A 15,349-nucleotide genomic window follows, 5' to 3' on the forward strand; every position below is an offset into this window, starting at 1 on the left:
TGGCGGCTCAGCCGAGCAGGCTCACGCCCGGCACCAGCCACAGCGACAGCCCCGCCAGCCCGCTGCCGATCGCGGTCGCGGCGAGCACGTCGCTGGGGTAGTGCAGGCCCAGCACCACCCGCGAGGCGGCCACGCTGGCGGTGAACGGCACCAGCAGCCAGGCCAGCGCGGGATAGTGCGCCATCGCCACCAGGCTGAAGGCCACCGCGTGCAGGGTGTGCCCGGAGGGGAAACTGAACTCGTCCAAGGGCGCCACCCAGGCGCGGATGCGCAGGTCGCTGGCGAACGGCCGCGGACGCCGGGTCCAGCGCTTGAGCGCCTTGTACAGCAGCAGCGCGAGCAGCCCGGTGGCGGCCAGGTGCAGGCTGGCGCGCAGGCCGGCCCAGCCGTCGGCGGCGACCAGCGCGGCCATCAGCAGGTACCAGAACACCCCGTCGCCGAGCCGGCTGACCGCGGCGAAGTAGCGCAGGATGCCGCGGCAGCCGCACAGGCGGTTGGCGCGCACGCACCAGCTGCGCTCGGCGGCCAGCCAGCGGTCAGCGGGCAGCGGTCGCGACATGCGCGCCTCCGGGCAGCGTGAGCGTGCGCAGGATGTGGTCGAAGTCCGCCGCGACCTGGGCCGGGCGCAGCGCCGCCACCGCCGTGCGGCAGGCGGCGCGCATGCGCGCGCGCCGCGCATCGTCGGCGGCGATCCGGACCGCGGCGGCGACGAAGCCGGCATCGTCGCCGGCGGCGATCGCCGCGCCGTGCTCGCCGTCGCGCAGCACCTCGCGCGCGGCGCCATAGTCGAACGCGACCGTCGGCACGCCGCTGGCCAGCGCCTCCAGGGTGACGTTACCGAAGGTCTCGCTGTGGCTAGGGAACAGGAACAGGTCGCCGCTGGCGAAATGGCGCGCCAGGGCTTCCCCGCGCTGCACGCCGCAGAAGATGAAGTCCGGGTTCTCGCGCTGCAGCGCCTCGCGCACCGGGCCGTCGCCGACCCACACGAAGCGCGCGTCCGGGCGCCGTGCCTGCAGGGCGCGGAAGGCGCGCACCGCCAGCGGCAGGTTCTTCTCGGCCGCGATCCGGCCGACGTAGATCGCGGCCGGGGCGTCGTCGTGCAGGCCCCACTGCGCGCGCAGGGCGCGGTCGCGCCGCGCGGGATCGAACAGCTCGGTGTCCACCGCGCGCGCCAGCCGCACCACGTTCTGAAAGCCGATCCCCTGCAGGAACTGCTGCAGCTCGCGGGTCGGCACCAGGGTCGCCTGTGCGCGGTTGTGGAAGCGGCGCATCCAGCGCAGCGCGGTGCCCTGCAGCCACGGCGCGCCATAGTCGCGCATGTAGTCGTCGAAGCGGGTGTGGAAGCCGGTCGCGGCGGGGATGCCGAGCTGGCGCGCGGCGCGCAGCGCGGACCAGCCGAGCGGGCCCTCGGTCGCCACGTAGATCGCGTCCGGACGCGCCTGCCGCCAGCGCTGGCGCAGGCGGCGGGTCGCCGGCAGGCCGAACTTCAGGCCCGGGTAGCGCGGCAGCGCGGCGCCGCGCACCAGCAGGGTGTGCGGCACCAGGTCCGGGTCCGTCGCCTGCCGCGGGCGCACCAGCAGCACCTCGTGCCCGCGCGCGCGCAGGCCCTGTTCCAGCCCCTGCACGGTCATGGCCACGCCGTTGACTTCCGGCGGGTAGGTCTCGGTGACGATGCTGTAGCGCATGCGCGGCGTCCGGGTTTGCGGCAGCGTGCGCACGCGCGGTGACGCGCGCATGGCGCGGGGGTGACCGCGGGGTGACAGCGCCGCCGGCCGGGGGCACACGCGGCGGCCGCGCGATCCGATGCCCGCGCGCGTGCCCGGCAGCGCGCCGGGCGCGGCGGTTCAGGCCGGGTCGATCTGCAGCTGCACGCCGAGGCCGAGCATGTCCTCCGGCTCGCCGGCCAGGTCCGCGCGCAGCAGCGGGCGCGCCTGCAGCCAGCCGCGGTCGAGCGCCAGGTGCAGGCGCTCGCCCTCGGCCTGCAGCCGCAGCAGCGGGATCGGGTCGGCCTCGTGCGAGCGGTGCAGCAGCACCGCCAGCCGCAGCAGGGCGGCGCTGCGGCGGGTCGCCGCCAGCAGGCGGTCGGGGATCATCTCGAACGCGGACTTGGGCACGCTGCGCCGGTGCACCCGCACCAGCGCGGCCAGCACCCGCTGCTCCTGCTGCGAGAACCCGGCGATGTCCGAGTGCTCGAGGATGTAGGCGCCGTGCACGTGGTGGCCGCTGTGCGCGATCGCCAGCCCGACCTCGTGCACGCGCGCCGCGCGCGCCAGCATCGCGCGGTCGTCGGCCTCCAGTGCCCAGTCGCGCGCGACCTGGTCGAACAGCCGCAGCGCGGTGGCCTCGACCCGGCGTGCCTGCTCCTGGTCCACGCCGTAGCGCTGCATCAGCGCCGCGATCGAGGCCTCGCGCGGGTCGTCGGCGCCGCCGCGGCCGGCGAGGTCGTGCAGCACGCCCTCGCGCAGGGCGGCCTTGCTCACCTGCATGCGCTGCAGGCCGAGCGCGTTGAACACCGCCTCCAGCACCAGCAGGCCGCCGGCGATGATCGGGCGGCGGTCGGCCGACAGGGTCGGCAGGTCGATCGCCTCGATCCGCTCCGCCTGCAGCAGGCGGTCGCGCACCTGCGGCAGCGCCTCCGCGGTGATCGCGCCCTTGGTCAGGCGCAGCGCGGCGCAGATCTCGCCGATCGCCTTGATCGTGCCGGAGGAGCCGATGGCCTCGTCCCAGCCGAGGTTGCGGTAGGTCGCCGCGAACTGCTGGAACTCGGCGGTGATCTCGGTCAGCGCCGCCTGCCAGCGCTTGCGCCCGAGCTTGCCGGTCGGGAAGAAGCGGCGGGTGCTGGCGACGCAGCCGGCCTGCAGGCTCTCGCGCTCGAGCGGCTCGAACCCGGAGCCGATGATGCATTCGGTCGAGCCGCCGCCGATGTCGATCACCAGCCGCAGGCGGCCGGGACGCGGCGGCTGCGCATGCGCCACGCCCAGGTAGACCAGGCGCGCCTCCTCGCGCCCGGAGATCACCTCGATGGCGTGCCCGAGCGCAGCCTCGGCCGGGCGCAGGAAGGCCTCCGGGTCGCGCAGCTGGCGCACGGTGTTGGTCGCCACCGCGCGCACGTGGTGCGGCGGCAGGTCGGCCACGCGCTGGCCGAAGCGCGCGAGGCAAGCCAGCGCGCGGTCGCGCACCTCCGGGGCCAGCCCGCCCGCGGCGTCCAGGCCCTCGGCCAGGCGCACGGTCTCGCGCAGGCGGTCGATCACCCGGTACTGCCCGAGCACGCGCTGCGCGACCACCATGTGGAAGCTGTTGGAGCCGAGATCGAGCGCGGCCAGGCGGTCGCCGTCGCGCAGCGGCAGCGGCGCCACCCGCGCGCCGCGCCGGCGCGGGGGCGTCCTCATCGGCGGCACCTCGCGGGCGGCGGTGGGCAGGGCGGCATGCGCGGATTATCGCCGGCGCCCGCGCTCACGCGTACAGCCCTTCGAGCAGCGCCAGTTGCGCCGAGAACGGCGCTTCGCCCTGTTTGGGCTGGCAGCGCCGGTACTGCCCGTCGGCGTGCAGCTCCCAGGCGTTCTGGTTGTCGGCCAGGTAGTGCAGCAGGCCCTCGCGGTGCACGCGCGCGGCCAACTGCGGGTCCAGGATCGGGAACGCGGCCTCGACCCGGCGCAGCAGGTTGCGCTCCAGCCAGTCGGCGGAGGAGCAGAACAGCTCCGGGTGGCCGTCGTTGCCGAACCACCAGACCCGGTGGTGCTCGAGGAAGCGGCCGACGATCGAGCGCACCCGGATCCGCTCGGACACCCCGGGGATGCCGGGGCGCAGGGTGCACGCGCCGCGCACGATCAAGTCGATCTCGACCCCGGCCTGCGAGGCGGCGTACAGCGCCTCCACCACCTGCGGCTCGTTGAGCGCGTTCATCTTGGCCAGGATCCGTCCCGGGCGGCCGGCGCGCGCCAGCTCCGCCTCGCGCGCGATCCGCTCGAGTACCCCGCGGTGCAGGGTGAACGGGGCCTCGAGCAGGCGCTTGAGCTTGAGCGGCGCCGACAGCCCGGACAGCTGCTGGAAGATCAGGTGCACGTCCTGGCCGATGTCCGGGTCGGCGGTCATCAGGCTGAAGTCGGTGTAGGCGCGCGCGGTGCCGCTGTGGTAGTTGCCGGTGCCCAGGTGCACGTAGCGGCGCAGGCGGTTGCCCTCGCGGCGCACGATCAGCAGCATCTTGGCGTGGGTCTTGTAGCCGACCACGCCGTACACCACCTGCACCCCGGCGTCCTGCAGGCGGTCGGCGAGGCCGAGGTTGGCCTCCTCGTCGAAGCGCGCGCGCAGCTCCACCACCACGGTCACGTCCTTGCCGTTGCGCGCGGCCTGGATCAGGTGCTCGACGATCGGCGAGTCCTTGCCGGTGCGGTACAGGGTCTGCTTGATCGCCAGCACGTTCGGGTCCTCCGCGGCCTGGCGGATCAGCTCCAGCACCGGGACGAACGCGTCGTAGGGGTGGTGCAGCAGGATGTCGCCCTGGCGGATGGCGTCGAACATGGTCTCCAGCTCGCGCACCAGGCGCGGCTGGAACGGCCGGAACTTGAGGTCCGGGCGCGCCACCATGTCGTACACCTGCACCACCCGGTTGAGGTTGACCGGGCCGTTGATCTTGTAGACCGCGTTCGCCGGCAGGTCGAAGTTGTCCAGCAGCATGCGCACCACCTCGGGCGGGCAGCGCTCGTCGATCTCCAGCCGCACCGCGCGCAGGTAGCCGCGGCCGAGCAGCTCGTCGCGCAGGGCGAGGGCGAGGTTGTCGACGTCGTCCTCGTCCACGATCAGCTCGGAGTTGCGGGTGACCCGGAACTGGTGTGCGCCCTTGACCTGCATGCCGGGGAACAGCTCGTCCACGAACGCCGACAGCACCGAGCTGAGGAACACGAAGTCGTGGCAGTCCTCGCGGCCGTCCTGCGCCGGCAGGCGGATGATGCGCGGCAGCGAGCGCGGGGCGCGCACGATCGCCATGTGGCCCTCGCGGCCGAAGGCGTCGCGGCCTTCCAGCAGCACCACCACGTTCAGCGACTTGTTGAGGATCTTCGGGAACGGGTGCGCCGGATCCAGCGCCAGCGGCGACAGCACCGGCATGATCTCGTCGCGGAAGTAGTCGCGCAGCCAGGCCGCCTGCTCCGGGGTCCACTGCTCGCGCTGCAGCAGGCGGATGCCCTCCTCCCACAGCGCCGGGCGCAGCTCCTCGTAGAAGCAGCGGTACTGCGCCTCCACCAGTTCGGCCGCGCGCTCGTGGATGCGCGCCAGCACGGTCGCCGGGGCCAGCCCGTCGGCGGCCGGCGGCAGGTTGAGGTCGATCGCGTGGCGCACCGAGCCGCCGCGGATCTCGAAGAACTCGTCGAGGTTGGTGCAGCTGATGCACAGGTAGCGCAGCCGCTCCAGCAGCGGCACGTTGGGGTCGCGCGCCTGCGCCAGTACCCGGAAGTTGAAGTCGAGCTGGCCGAGCTCGCGGTTGGCGTACAGGCTGGGGTCGCGCAGGGACGGCGGTGGCTGGGGGTGGTCGCTCATGCGGCGCTGGCGTCGGCGTGCCGGGAATCACGGGGCAGGAGCCGCTCGGGGCCGAAGCGGCAGGCGAACACGCTGCCTTTGCCGACCTCGCTGGCGATCTCCAGGCGCGCATGATGCAGCCCGAGGACGTGCTTGACGATGGCCAGCCCGAGGCCGGTGCCGCCGGACTCGCGCGAGCGGCTGTTGGACACTCGGTAGAAGCGCTCGGTGATGCGCGGCAGGTGCGCGGCCGGGATGCCGTAGCCGGTGTCGCGCACCGACAGGCTGGCGCAGCCCTCCGGCTCGCGCGCGAAGCGGATCACGATCTCGCCGCCGGCCGGGGTGTAGCGGATCGCATTGCTGACCAGGTTGGAGAACGCGCTGTGCAGCTCCTTGTTGGAGCCGAGCAGGTCGAGGCCGACCTCGTCGACCGCGCTGATCCGGTGCCGGCCCTGGCTGAGCGCCTCCGCCTCGCGGCGCAGGGTGGCCAGCATCGGCCCCATCGCCACGTGCTCCTCCGGCAGGTGGTCCTGCGCCTCCAGCCGCGACAGCGTGAGCAGGTCCTCGACCAGCTGGTTCATGCGCTGCGACTGCCGCTGCATCTCCGCCAGCATCGGCGCCCAGTCCGGCTTGTCGTCCGGGTCGAGCATCTCCAGGTAGCCGTGGATCACGGTCAGCGGGGTGCGCAGCTCGTGCGAGACATTCGCCACGAAGTCGCGGCGCATGTGCTCCAGGCGCATGGTGCGGGTCACGTCGCGCGCGACCAGCAGCCACAGCTCCTCCGAATACGGGATCAGGCGCAGGTTCAGGCGCATCCCCGGATCCACCGGTGAGGCGACGTCGGTCAGCGGCTCGGCGTTGCGCCCGGCGGCCAGCCACTGCGCCAGCGGCAGCGGGCGCAGCGCGGCCACCAGCGCGGCGCCCTGGTGGCGCGGGTAGTGCAGCCCGAGCAGCGGGGTCGCCGCCTCGTTGAACCACAGTACGCGCTGGGTGTCGCGGTCGACCACCACGATCGCGTCCGGCAGCGCCGCCGCGGCGGCGCGGTAGGCGCGCAGCATCGCCAGCAGGCGGCGCTTGCGCGTGCGCATCTCGGCCTGGCTGCGGTAGAGCAGGCGGTCCAGCTCGTTCCACACGCCCTCGCCGCTGGGCGGCGCCAGGCGCTGGCGCGCGGTCAGCCGCAGCAGCACCCCGCGCAGGCGCCAGTAGTGCCAGGCCACCACGCCGAGCGCGGCAGCGGTCAGCGCCGGCCACGGCTGTCCGAGCAGCAGGCCCGCGGCCAGCCCGAGCGCCAGCACCAGCAGCAGCTGGCCGAGGGTGCGGAACCAGGCGGAGCGCGCGTTCGGCGACATGCGCGGAGTATCCATGTTCGCGCCGCGCCCGGCGAGCCGCCGCCGGCGCGGTCAGGACGCCGCGGAGAACCGGTAGCCGGCCCCGCGCACGGTCTGCACCATCCCGTCCAGCCCGTGCGGCTCGAGGGTCTTGCGCAGGCGGCGGATGTGCACGTCGACCGTGCGCTCCTCCACGTACACGCTGCCGCCCCACACGTGGTCGAGCAGCTGCGAGCGGCTGTACACCCGGTCCGGGTGGGTCATGAAGAAGTGCAGCAGGCGGTACTCGGTCGGGCCGATGTGGATCGCGGTGGACTGGCTGTCGGCCTCGGCGAACACCCGGTGCGCGGCGCCGTCGATGCGCAGCCCGCCGACCTGCACGCTGCCGTCCTCGTCGTCCTCGCGCGAGCGCCGCATCACCGCGCGGATGCGCGCCAGCAGCTCGCGCGCGGAGAACGGCTTGACCACGTAGTCGTCGACCCCGGCCTCGAGCCCGCCGACGCGGTCGTTCTCCTCGCCGCGCGCGGTCAGCATGATGATCGGCACGTCGCGGGTCAGCACTTCGCGCCGCCAGCGCCGCGCCAGCTCCAGCCCGCTGGTGCCCGGCAGCATCCAGTCGAGCAGGATCAGGTCCGGCACCCGCTCCGCGATCGCCGCCTGCGCCTCGCGCCCGTCGCTGGCGGTGACCGGCTCGAATTCGCCCTTGCGCAGGGCGTAGGCGACCATGTCGCGGATCGCGGGCTCGTCTTCAACGATCAGGATGCGCTTGTGCATGGCACGTCGTGGCTGGCGGCGGGGACGGTGCGGCGCGGCACCATGCTGCCATTACACGACCGTTTTGTGACGCTTGGGTGACGCTGTCACCAAACCATAGCGCGGCCCGCCGGCCTCAAGGATTGGCGGCGTCCGGGTCGCGCACGCCCTGCCGGCGCAGGTCCAGCACCTCCGGGGTGATCGCGGCGATCCGCGCGTCGATCCGGCTGCGCGCGTAGAAGTCCAGGTCCGGGCGCTTCTTGAGGTTGTTGAGCTGCATCAGCGCCTGCTCCGGACGGCCGCTGAGGTAGGCGGCTTCCGCCCACGCCTCGCCGGCGCGCACCGGATCGCCGGCGACCTCGTTGGCGCGCGCATAGGCCTGCTGGAACAGCACGTCGCCGGCGCTGGTCGCCAGCAGCGGGCGCAGGACCGCCACCGCGCGCGCGCCGGCGGCCGGCTGGTTGCGCTCTGCCAGCAGCTGCGCGTAGCTCAGCGCCAGCGCGCGGTGGGTCGGCATGCGCGCCAGCAGCGCCTCGAACCGGCGGTCGGCGTCGGCCGCGTGCCCGGTGTGCGATTCGGCGGTGCCCAGCCCGATCGCCAGCCACAGGTTGTCCGGGTGGCGCGCCAGCAGCGCGCGCAGCTCCGGCAGCGCGGCCTCGTACTGCCCGGCCTGCATGCGCGCGACCGCCAGCCCATAGCGCTGGGCATCGTCCAGCGGCGCGCGCGCCTGCAGGGCCTGGTATTCGCGGATCGCCTGCGCCGGGGTGTTGGCGCTGAGCACGCGCAGGCGCTCCCTGGCCCAGGCGAAATCGCCGGTGTCGCCGCGCCCGCGCGGCGCCTGCGCCTGCACCACCAGCCCGGCCGGCAGCAGCGGGTTGGTGCTGACCGCGCTGATCTGCAGCGGTGCCTGCCGCTGCAGGCGGTCGGCGCGCTCGCGCGCCTCGCTGATGCGGTCGAGCGTGAGTGGATGGGTCTGCAGGTAGCCGGGCACGGCGGTGCGCTCGTCGCCCTGGTTCATGCGCACCACGCCCTGCAGGGTCTGGAAGAAATCCGCCATCGCCTCGGGGTCGAAGCCGGCGGCGGCCAGGGTGCGGATGCCGACGCGGTCGGCCTCGGCCTCGTTGGCGCGGGTGTAGTCGATCTGGCGCTGCTGCAGCAGGCCCAGCCCGCCCATCATCGCCGCGGCGCTGGCGTTCGCCCCGGACGGGCCGCCGGCCTGCTGCGCGGCTACGATCGCGCCGAGCGTGGCCAGCAGGATCGGGATGCTGTCGCGCTGCGCCTTCTCCACCGCGCGCAGCACGTGCTGCTGGGTGACGTGGGCGATCTCGTGCGCGAGCACGCCGGCCACCTCGTCCTCGCGCTGCGCCGCCAGCACCAGCCCGGCGTTGACCCCGACGTAGCCGCCCAGGGTGGCGAACGCGTTGATCTGGCGGTCGCGCAGCAGGAAGAAGGTGAACCGCTGCTGCGGGCGGTCGCTGGCGGCGGCCAGGCGCTGGCCGACGTCGTCCAGCCAGCCCGACAGCAGCGGGTCGTCCAGCACGTAGCCGGCGTTGCGCAGCTGGGCCAGGGTCATGGCGCCGTATTCGGCCTGCTTGGCCGGCGACAGCACGCCGCCGGCGGAGGAGCCGATGTCGGGCAGGCGCGCCTGCTGGGCGGCGGCCGGCAGGCAGGCGGCCAGCCCCAGCAGCAGGGGCAGCAGGGGCAGGCGCGGCAGCAGGGCGGGTCTGGGCATGCGGGCAGAATGATGCGTTGCGCGGCGACCGGCGTGAATGCCGCTTGAGCGGCTGGAAATGCGCCGCCGGCCGCCGCATAGTGTGCCGCGCCCGCGCCGGCCCGGTGGCCGGCGGCTTCCCGGAGACCCGCGTGCCCGACGTGCCTGCCATCACCCTCTACACCACCGCGATCTGCCCGTACTGCGTCGCGGCCAAGAACTTCCTGCGCAGCCAGGGCCGCGACGACTGGCGCGAGGTGCGGGTGGACCTCGATCCGGCCGAGCGCGCGCGTATGGTCGCGCGCAGCGGGCGCACCAGCGTGCCGCAGATCTTCGTCGGCGAGGTCCACGTCGGCGGCTACGACGACATGATCGCGCTGCACCGGGCCGGCCGGCTGCAGCCGCTGCTGCAGGGGGAGGGCGCATGAGCGGCGGCGACGACCGGGTGCGGGCCTTCACCGAGTTTCGCCAGCGCATGAACAAGCGCATCCTGGACGAACCCAATCAGGTGGTGCGCCGGTTCTTCGCGCTCGACACCCAGACCTACCAGCCCGGCGCGCTGGACGTGAAGACCAAGGAGCTGTGCGGGCTGGTGGCCTCGCTGGTGCTGCGCTGCGACGACTGCATCAGCTACCACGTGGCGCAGTGCAAGGATGCCGGGGTCAGCCGCGCGGAGATGTTCGAGGCGTTCTCGGTCGGGCTGGTGGTGGGTGGCTCGATCGTGATCCCGCACCTGCGCCGGGCGGTGGATTTCCTCGACCAGCTGGAACAGGGCCAGGCCGCGGCGCCCGCCGCGCACCCGCACGCGCCGTGAACGCCGGCCGCGGGCCGGGCCGCGGCATCTGCGATAATGCCGGGCTTTGACCCACCCGCCGCGCCAAGCGCGGCGCCCGCCCGCCTGGAACCCCAAGCATGACCACGATCACCGTCATCCGCGGCGATGGCATCGGCCCGGAAATCATGGACGCCACCCTGCACGTGCTCGACGCGATGCGGCTCGGGCTGTCCTACGAGTTCGCCGATGCCGGCCTCGCCGCCCTCGAGCGCCACGGCGAGCTGCTGCCGGCCGCCACCCTGGAGTCGATTCGCAGGAACAGGATCGCCCTGAAGTCGCCGCTGACCACCCCGGTCGGGGGCGGGTTCAGCTCGATCAACGTCGAGCTGCGCAAGCGCTTCGACCTGTATGCCAACGTGCGCCCGGCGCGCAGCTTTCCCAACACCAAGGCGCGCTTCCCCGGCAAGGTGGACCTGGTGACGGTCCGCGAGAACACCGAGGGCGCGTACATCGGCGAGGGCCAGGAGGTGTCCGCCGACGGCGAGACCGCGGTGCTCACCCAGAAAGTGACCCGCAAGGGTTCCGAGCGGATCGTGCGCTATGCGTTCGAACTGGCGCGCAGTACCGGGCGCCGCAAGGTCACGGTGGTGCACAAGGCCAACATCCTCAAGTCCACCTCCGGCCTGTTCCTGAAGACCGCGCGCGAGGTGGCCGCGCAATACCCGGACATCGCCTGCGACGAGATGATCGTGGATGCCTGCTGCATGAAGCTGGTGATGCAGCCGGAGCAATTCGACGTGCTGGTGACCACCAACCTGTTCGGCGACATCATCTCCGACCTGTGCGCGGGGCTGGTCGGCGGCCTCGGGCTCGCGCCGGGCGCCAACATCGGTGCCGATGCGGCGATCTTCGAGGCGGTGCACGGCTCCGCCCCGGACATCGCCGGCAAGGGCATCGCCAATCCCTGCGCGCTGCTGCTGGCGGCCGGGCAGATGCTCGACCACCTCGGCCGCAGCGACGAGGCCGAGCGCCTGCGCAGCGCGATCGTCGCCACGCTGGAGGCCAAGGACGCGCTGACCCCGGACCTGGGCGGCGAGGGCAACACGCTCTCGTTCGCCCGCGCCATCGCCAGCCGGCTCTGAGCAGGGCATGCGTGGAAACGCCGAAGGGCGCCTCGCGGCGCCCTTCGGCGTTGGGGGCTGCGTCGCGCGCGCCGCGCCCGTCCCTCAGTTGCGCGACTGCAGCTTGGACAGCAGCCGCAGCAGCTCCAGGTACAGCCAGACCAGCGTGACCAGCAGGCCGAACGCGCCGTACCACTCCATGTACTTGGGCGCGCCCTGTTCCACGCCCTGCTCGATGAAATCGAAGTCCAGCACCAGGTTCAGCGCCGCCACCGCCACCACCACCAGGCTGAACGCGATGCCCAGCGGGCTGCTGCCGTTGATGAAGCCCATCCCGGCGAAGCCGAACAGGTTCAGCCCGAGCTGCACTAGGTACAGCAGCGCGATCCCGCCGGTGGCGGCCACGACGCCGAGCTTGAAGTTCTCGCTGGCGCGCACCAGTCCGCTGCGGTAGGCCAGCAGCAGCGCGGCGAGGGTGGCGAAGGTCAGGGCCACCGCCTGCATCACGATGCCGGGGTAGCGCTGCTCGAACAGCGCCGACATCGCGCCGAGGAACAGCCCCTCCAGCACCGCATACAGCGGCGCGGTGAACGGCGACCAGGCCTTCTTGAACACGGTCACCAGCGCGACCACGAAGCCGCCGAGCGCGCCGCCCCAGACGTAGGGCATCACCGCGCCCGGGTTACCGGCCGCGGTCGCGGCCTGGGCCTGCGACCAGGTGAACAGCGCGCCGGCCAGCGCCAGCACCAGCAGCAGCGCGGTCTTGTTCACGGTGCCGTTGAGGGTCATCGCGCCGGCGTCGCGCCGGACGAGGGTGCCACTGCCGAGGTCGAGGAAGGTGTCGTCGCCGAGGACGGGGTTGCCGCTGCGCATGGGGATCGGATCCACAGTGACCGGCTGCTTGCCGTGCCGTGCAGCTTAGCGCCGGCGAGAAGCGGCGTCATGCGCCGCGGGCAGGGTGGTGCGAAAGGCGGGACTCGAACCCGCACGCCTTGCGGCACTGGAACCTAAATCCAGGGCGTCTACCAATTCCGCCACTTTCGCGCGCCTGCATTGTAGGGCGGCGCGCGCCGGTTGGCCGCCCGCGGCGGGTGTGGCCGTTTGCCATGGCAGTCCCGCCCGGTACGGAGCCGCCATGGCCTGGAAGAACGTGATCCGCTACGGCTTCGGATTCCGCCCGTCCGACCGCCGCTACTGGCTCTACTACACCCTCGAAGGCGAGACGGTGGCCCACCAGCTCGACCTGACCGCCACCCACGCCGCGGCGCTGGCGGCGCTGTTCAATGCCAGCAGCGGAGTGCAGTACGAGACCGGCGGCGGCTACTTCAGCACCGCGCCGCGCTCCCTCTAGCCTTCCCGGATGCGCCGGCGGCGGCCGCCCAAACGGCGCAGCCCGGCGCGGAGCCGGGCTGCGGGGGAAAGCGTGGTGGGCCGTCTAGGATTCGAACCTAGGACCTACTGATTAAGAGTCAGCTGCTCTACCAACTGAGCTAACGGCCCACGTGAAGCAGAAATTGTAGCAGCCGATCCGCGCGATGCAAACAGGCGTTTGCGGCGGACGGCCGGGGAAGTGGGGTGGCTGAGGGGACTCGAACCCCCGACAACTGGAATCACAATCCAGGACTCTAACCAACTGAGCTACAGCCACCACGGAACCGCGTCATCGTCGTCTGGCGCGCCCGGCAGGACTCGAACCTGCAACCACCGGCTTAGAAGGCCGGTGCTCTATCCGGTTGAGCTACGGGCGCCCCGGCGGATTGTGGCATCCGCCGCCGCGCCTGCCCACCGGGCAGATGGCGATGGTCGGGGAGACAGGATTCGAACCTGCGACTTCCTGCTCCCAAAGCAGGCGCTCTACCAGGCTGAGCTACACCCCGAAGACCCGAGACCTGCCGCGAACCAGCACGACGATAAGGATCGGCATTGTCGGGTGCCGGCGCCGGTACTGTCAATCGCGGGCGCGCGGGAACGTGACAGCCGCGCCCGGATCGGCGAAACTTCCGCGTTCGGCATGGGCGCGCCCGTGCCGCCCGTCCATCCGCACGCACGCAAACCGGGCCGCGCGGCCCGCCCAGGAGTCATCGCACCATGCAAGTCTCGGTCGAATCGGTCGGCAACCTCGAGCGCCGCGTCATCCTCAGCCTGCCCACCGGCGACGTCGAAGCCCAGGTCGGCGGCCGCCTGCGCGAGATCGCGCAGAACGTGCGCATCAAGGGCTTCCGCCCGGGCAAGGTGCCGGCCAGCGTGGTCGAGCAGCGCTATGGCCAGCAGGTGCGCGCGGAGATCCTCGACGACCTGCTGCGCCGCGGCCTCGACCAGGCCGTGCGCGAGAACGCCCTGCGCGTGGCCGGCGCCCCGGAGATCCGCCGCGACGAGGCCGCCGGCGAGGGCGAGCTGAAGTTCGTCGCCGCGCTCGAGCTGGTGCCCGACTTCGGCGATCTGGACATGGCCAAGCTGCAGGTGGTGCGCCACACCGCCGAGGTGACCGAGGCCGACATCGACCGCATGCTGGAGAACCTGCGCCAGCAGCGCGCCAGCTGGACCCGGGTCGAGCGCGCGGCGCAGGCCGGCGACCTCGCGGACCTGGAGACCGCCAGCACCGTCGACGGCCAGCGCATGCCGGCCGAGGGCTTCGAGAAGACCAGCACCGTGCTCGGCTCGGCCGCGCTCTACCCCGAGGTGGAGGCGGCGATCGTGGGCATGCTGCCGGGCGAGGAGAAGACCATCAACGTCACCCTGCCGGCCGACTGGCACGTGCCGCAGTTCGCCGGCAAGACCATCACCTCCACCTTCCGCCTGGTCGGGCTGGCCGAGCAGGTGCTGCCGGAGGTGGACGCGGCCTTCATCCGCAGCTTCGGGATCAAGAGCGGCGATCCGGCGCAGTTCCGCGCCGAGATCCGCAGCAACCTCGAGCGCGAGCTCAAGGGCGCGCTGATGAACCGCCTGCGCCGCGAGGTCGGCGACCAGCTGGTCGCCGCCTACGGCCACGTCGAGCTGCCGCCGCGGCTGGTCGAACAGGAGGCGCAGGCGCTGCTGGCCAACGCCGCCGAGCAGGCGCGTCGCCAGGGGCAGGCGCTGACCGCCGGGATCGACGCCTTCCGCGATGCCGCGCGCAAGCGCGTGCTGGTCGGGCTGCTGGTGGCCGAGGTCGCGCGCCGCAACGAGCTGCGGCTGGATCCGGCGCGCCTGAACGAGACCCTGCGCCTGATCGCCTCCACCTACGAGCAGCCGCAGCAGGTCATTGAGTTGTACCGCAACGACCCCCAACTGCTGCAGGGCCTGCAGAACCGGGTGATGGAGGAGCAGGTGATCGACTGGATCGCCGAGCGCGCCCAGCACACCGAGCAGGCGCTCAGCTTCCAGGACGCCATCGGCCAGTAACGCCGGGCGCCGCCCACGCACACGAGACCCAATGCCCATGGATCCGATCAAGGCCCTCAACCTGGTGCCAATGGTGGTCGAGCAGACCAGCCGCGGCGAGCGCGCGTACGACATCTACTCGCGCCTGCTGAAGGAGCGCGTGATCTTCCTGGTCGGCGGGATCGACGACCACGTCGCCAACGTGGTGGTGGCGCAGATGCTGTTCCTCGAGGCCGAGAACCCCGAGAAGGACATCAGCCTCTACATCAACTCGCCCGGCGGGATCGTCACCGCCGGGATGGCGATCTACGACACCATGCAGTACATCAAGCCGGACGTGAGCACCATCTGCGTCGGCCAGGCCGCCTCGATGGGCGCGGTGCTGCTGGCGGCGGGCGCCAAGGGCAAGCGCTACGCGCTGCCGAACTCGCGGGTGATGATCCACCAGCCGCTCGGCGGCGCGCAGGGCCAGGCGACCGACATCGACATCCAGGCGCGCGAGATCCTGGCCATGCGCCAGCGCCTGAACGAGATCCTCGCCCACCACACCGGGCAGTCGATCGAGGTGATCGCGCGCGACACCGAGCGCGACAACTTCAAGAGCGCCCAGGCCGCGCGCGACTACGGCCTGGTCGACGAGGTGCTGGTGCGGCGCCCGGACGATTCGATCCAGGCCGGCTGACGCCCAGCCCCGGCGACGGGCGCGGCGCCGCCGCGCGCCGCCCCGCGACCCGCCCCGTGCGCATCGGCCGGCGGCGGCCCTGTGCTATCCTCGAACCAAGGCCGCGAC

14 protein-coding genes and 5 tRNA genes are annotated in these 15,349 nt (G+C 72.6%); 6 read left to right on the plus strand and 13 right to left on the minus strand.

All coding sequences use genetic code 11. The annotated features are described in order from the left end of the window. Positions 1-7: 7 nt before the first annotated feature. From ML340_RS11290 to ML340_RS11320, 7 genes are all read right to left on the minus strand, one after another. Positions 8-559, minus strand: coding sequence for a phosphatase PAP2 family protein (locus tag ML340_RS11290; protein ID WP_240099705.1), 552 nt, complete (start codon positions 557-559; stop codon positions 8-10). Next, positions 537-1,685 carry a glycosyltransferase family 4 protein gene (locus ML340_RS11295; protein ID WP_240099708.1) on the minus strand — a complete coding sequence of 383 codons (1,149 nt, stop codon included), beginning with the start codon at positions 1,683-1,685 and terminating at the stop codon, positions 537-539. Before ML340_RS11295 ends, ML340_RS11290 begins: the two co-directional genes overlap by 23 nt. A 159-nt stretch (positions 1,686-1,844) precedes the next feature. Beyond that, positions 1,845-3,389, minus strand: a complete 1,545-nt coding sequence (ppx, locus tag ML340_RS11300) for an exopolyphosphatase (RefSeq protein ID WP_240099710.1) — start codon at positions 3,387-3,389, stop codon at positions 1,845-1,847. Positions 3,390-3,453: 64 nt separating this feature from the next. After that, positions 3,454-5,532: a polyphosphate kinase 1 gene (ppk1, locus tag ML340_RS11305; RefSeq protein ID WP_240099712.1), complete on the minus strand. Its 2,079-nt coding sequence runs from the start codon at positions 5,530-5,532 to the stop codon at positions 3,454-3,456. Then, positions 5,529-6,860, minus strand: a complete 1,332-nt coding sequence (gene phoR, locus ML340_RS11310; RefSeq protein WP_240099714.1) for a phosphate regulon sensor histidine kinase PhoR — start codon at positions 6,858-6,860, stop codon at positions 5,529-5,531. Before phoR ends, ppk1 begins: the two co-directional genes overlap by 4 nt. Before the next feature lie 51 nt (positions 6,861-6,911). Further along, a complete protein-coding gene (phoB, locus tag ML340_RS11315) occupies positions 6,912-7,613 on the minus strand; it encodes a phosphate regulon transcriptional regulator PhoB (RefSeq protein WP_240099716.1) in 702 nt (233 codons plus the stop codon). A gap of 115 nt (positions 7,614-7,728) precedes the next feature. Continuing rightward, positions 7,729-9,324 carry a M48 family metalloprotease gene (locus ML340_RS11320; protein WP_240099718.1) on the minus strand — a complete coding sequence of 532 codons (1,596 nt, stop codon included), beginning with the start codon at positions 9,322-9,324 and terminating at the stop codon, positions 7,729-7,731. Between the two features lie 104 nt (positions 9,325-9,428). Here ML340_RS11320 and grxC point away from each other — a divergent pair, with 104 nt between their 5' ends. The 3 genes from grxC to ML340_RS11335 all read left to right on the plus strand — a co-directional run bounded on the left by grxC (position 9,429) and on the right by ML340_RS11335 (position 11,220). Then, a complete protein-coding gene (gene grxC / locus ML340_RS11325) occupies positions 9,429-9,731 on the plus strand; it encodes a glutaredoxin 3 (RefSeq protein WP_425608316.1) in 303 nt (100 codons plus the stop codon). Next, positions 9,728-10,117, plus strand: a complete 390-nt coding sequence (locus ML340_RS11330; protein ID WP_240099723.1) for a carboxymuconolactone decarboxylase family protein — start codon at positions 9,728-9,730, stop codon at positions 10,115-10,117. Before grxC ends, ML340_RS11330 begins: the two co-directional genes overlap by 4 nt. Before the next feature lie 98 nt (positions 10,118-10,215). Beyond that, entirely contained in the window at positions 10,216-11,220 is a 1,005-nt protein-coding gene (locus ML340_RS11335; RefSeq protein ID WP_240099725.1) for an isocitrate dehydrogenase, read from the plus strand. Positions 11,221-11,304: 84 nt separating this feature from the next. Here ML340_RS11335 and ML340_RS11340 read toward each other — a convergent pair whose 3' ends face one another. After that, entirely contained in the window at positions 11,305-12,072 is a 768-nt protein-coding gene (locus tag ML340_RS11340) for a Bax inhibitor-1/YccA family protein (protein WP_240099727.1), read from the minus strand. A gap of 86 nt (positions 12,073-12,158) precedes the next feature. Further along, a tRNA-Leu gene (locus ML340_RS11345) sits at positions 12,159-12,243 on the minus strand. Between the two features lie 91 nt (positions 12,244-12,334). On the opposite strand from ML340_RS11345, the gene ML340_RS11350 reads away from it, so the two are divergent. After that, complete coding sequence (locus ML340_RS11350) at positions 12,335-12,550, plus strand: hypothetical protein (protein ID WP_240099729.1); 216 nt, start codon at positions 12,335-12,337, stop codon at positions 12,548-12,550. 73 nt (positions 12,551-12,623) lie between these two features. Here ML340_RS11350 and ML340_RS11355 read toward each other — a convergent pair. From ML340_RS11355 to ML340_RS11370, 4 genes are all read right to left on the minus strand, one after another. Further along, positions 12,624-12,699, minus strand: a tRNA-Lys gene (locus tag ML340_RS11355). Between the two features lie 71 nt (positions 12,700-12,770). Continuing rightward, positions 12,771-12,847, minus strand: a tRNA-His gene (locus ML340_RS11360). 23 nt (positions 12,848-12,870) lie between these two features. After that, positions 12,871-12,947 (minus strand) — tRNA-Arg (locus ML340_RS11365). 52 nt (positions 12,948-12,999) lie between these two features. Beyond that, positions 13,000-13,076, minus strand: a tRNA-Pro gene (locus ML340_RS11370). A 211-nt stretch (positions 13,077-13,287) separates the two neighbouring features. Here ML340_RS11370 and tig point away from each other — a divergent pair. After that, positions 13,288-14,580, plus strand: coding sequence for a trigger factor (gene tig / locus ML340_RS11375; protein ID WP_240099731.1), 1,293 nt, complete (start codon positions 13,288-13,290; stop codon positions 14,578-14,580). Between the two features lie 37 nt (positions 14,581-14,617). Further along, positions 14,618-15,241 carry an ATP-dependent Clp endopeptidase proteolytic subunit ClpP gene (clpP, locus tag ML340_RS11380; RefSeq protein WP_240099733.1) on the plus strand — a complete coding sequence of 208 codons (624 nt, stop codon included), beginning with the start codon at positions 14,618-14,620 and terminating at the stop codon, positions 15,239-15,241. The last annotated feature ends 108 nt before the right edge of the window (positions 15,242-15,349 follow it).

It is taken from the genome of Thermomonas flagellata (assembly GCF_022419185.1).
Lineage (GTDB): Bacteria > Pseudomonadota > Gammaproteobacteria > Xanthomonadales > Xanthomonadaceae > Thermomonas > Thermomonas flagellata.

Bases quoted from the DNA above. Each gene is read 5' to 3' on its own strand.
- ML340_RS11290 (WP_240099705.1), bottom strand. From the start codon at position 559: ATGTCGCGACCGCTGCCCGCTGACCGCTGGCTGGCCGCCGAGCGCAGC.
- phoR (WP_240099714.1), bottom strand. From the start codon at position 6,860: ATGTCGCCGAACGCGCGCTCCGCCTGGTTCCGCACCCTCGGCCAGCTG.
- ML340_RS11295 (WP_240099708.1), bottom strand. From the start codon at position 1,685: ATGCGCTACAGCATCGTCACCGAGACCTACCCGCCGGAAGTCAACGGC.
- ppx (WP_240099710.1), bottom strand. From the start codon at position 3,389: ATGAGGACGCCCCCGCGCCGGCGCGGCGCGCGGGTGGCGCCGCTGCCG.
- ML340_RS11350 (WP_240099729.1), top strand. From the start codon at position 12,335: ATGGCCTGGAAGAACGTGATCCGCTACGGCTTCGGATTCCGCCCGTCC.
- ppk1 (WP_240099712.1), bottom strand. From the start codon at position 5,532: ATGAGCGACCACCCCCAGCCACCGCCGTCCCTGCGCGACCCCAGCCTG.
- tig (WP_240099731.1), top strand. From the start codon at position 13,288: ATGCAAGTCTCGGTCGAATCGGTCGGCAACCTCGAGCGCCGCGTCATC.
- ML340_RS11335 (WP_240099725.1), top strand. From the start codon at position 10,216: ATGACCACGATCACCGTCATCCGCGGCGATGGCATCGGCCCGGAAATC.
- ML340_RS11320 (WP_240099718.1), bottom strand. From the start codon at position 9,324: ATGCCCAGACCCGCCCTGCTGCCGCGCCTGCCCCTGCTGCCCCTGCTG.
- phoB (WP_240099716.1), bottom strand. From the start codon at position 7,613: ATGCACAAGCGCATCCTGATCGTTGAAGACGAGCCCGCGATCCGCGAC.
- ML340_RS11340 (WP_240099727.1), bottom strand. From the start codon at position 12,072: ATGCGCAGCGGCAACCCCGTCCTCGGCGACGACACCTTCCTCGACCTC.
- clpP (WP_240099733.1), top strand. From the start codon at position 14,618: ATGGATCCGATCAAGGCCCTCAACCTGGTGCCAATGGTGGTCGAGCAG.
- ML340_RS11330 (WP_240099723.1), top strand. From the start codon at position 9,728: ATGAGCGGCGGCGACGACCGGGTGCGGGCCTTCACCGAGTTTCGCCAG.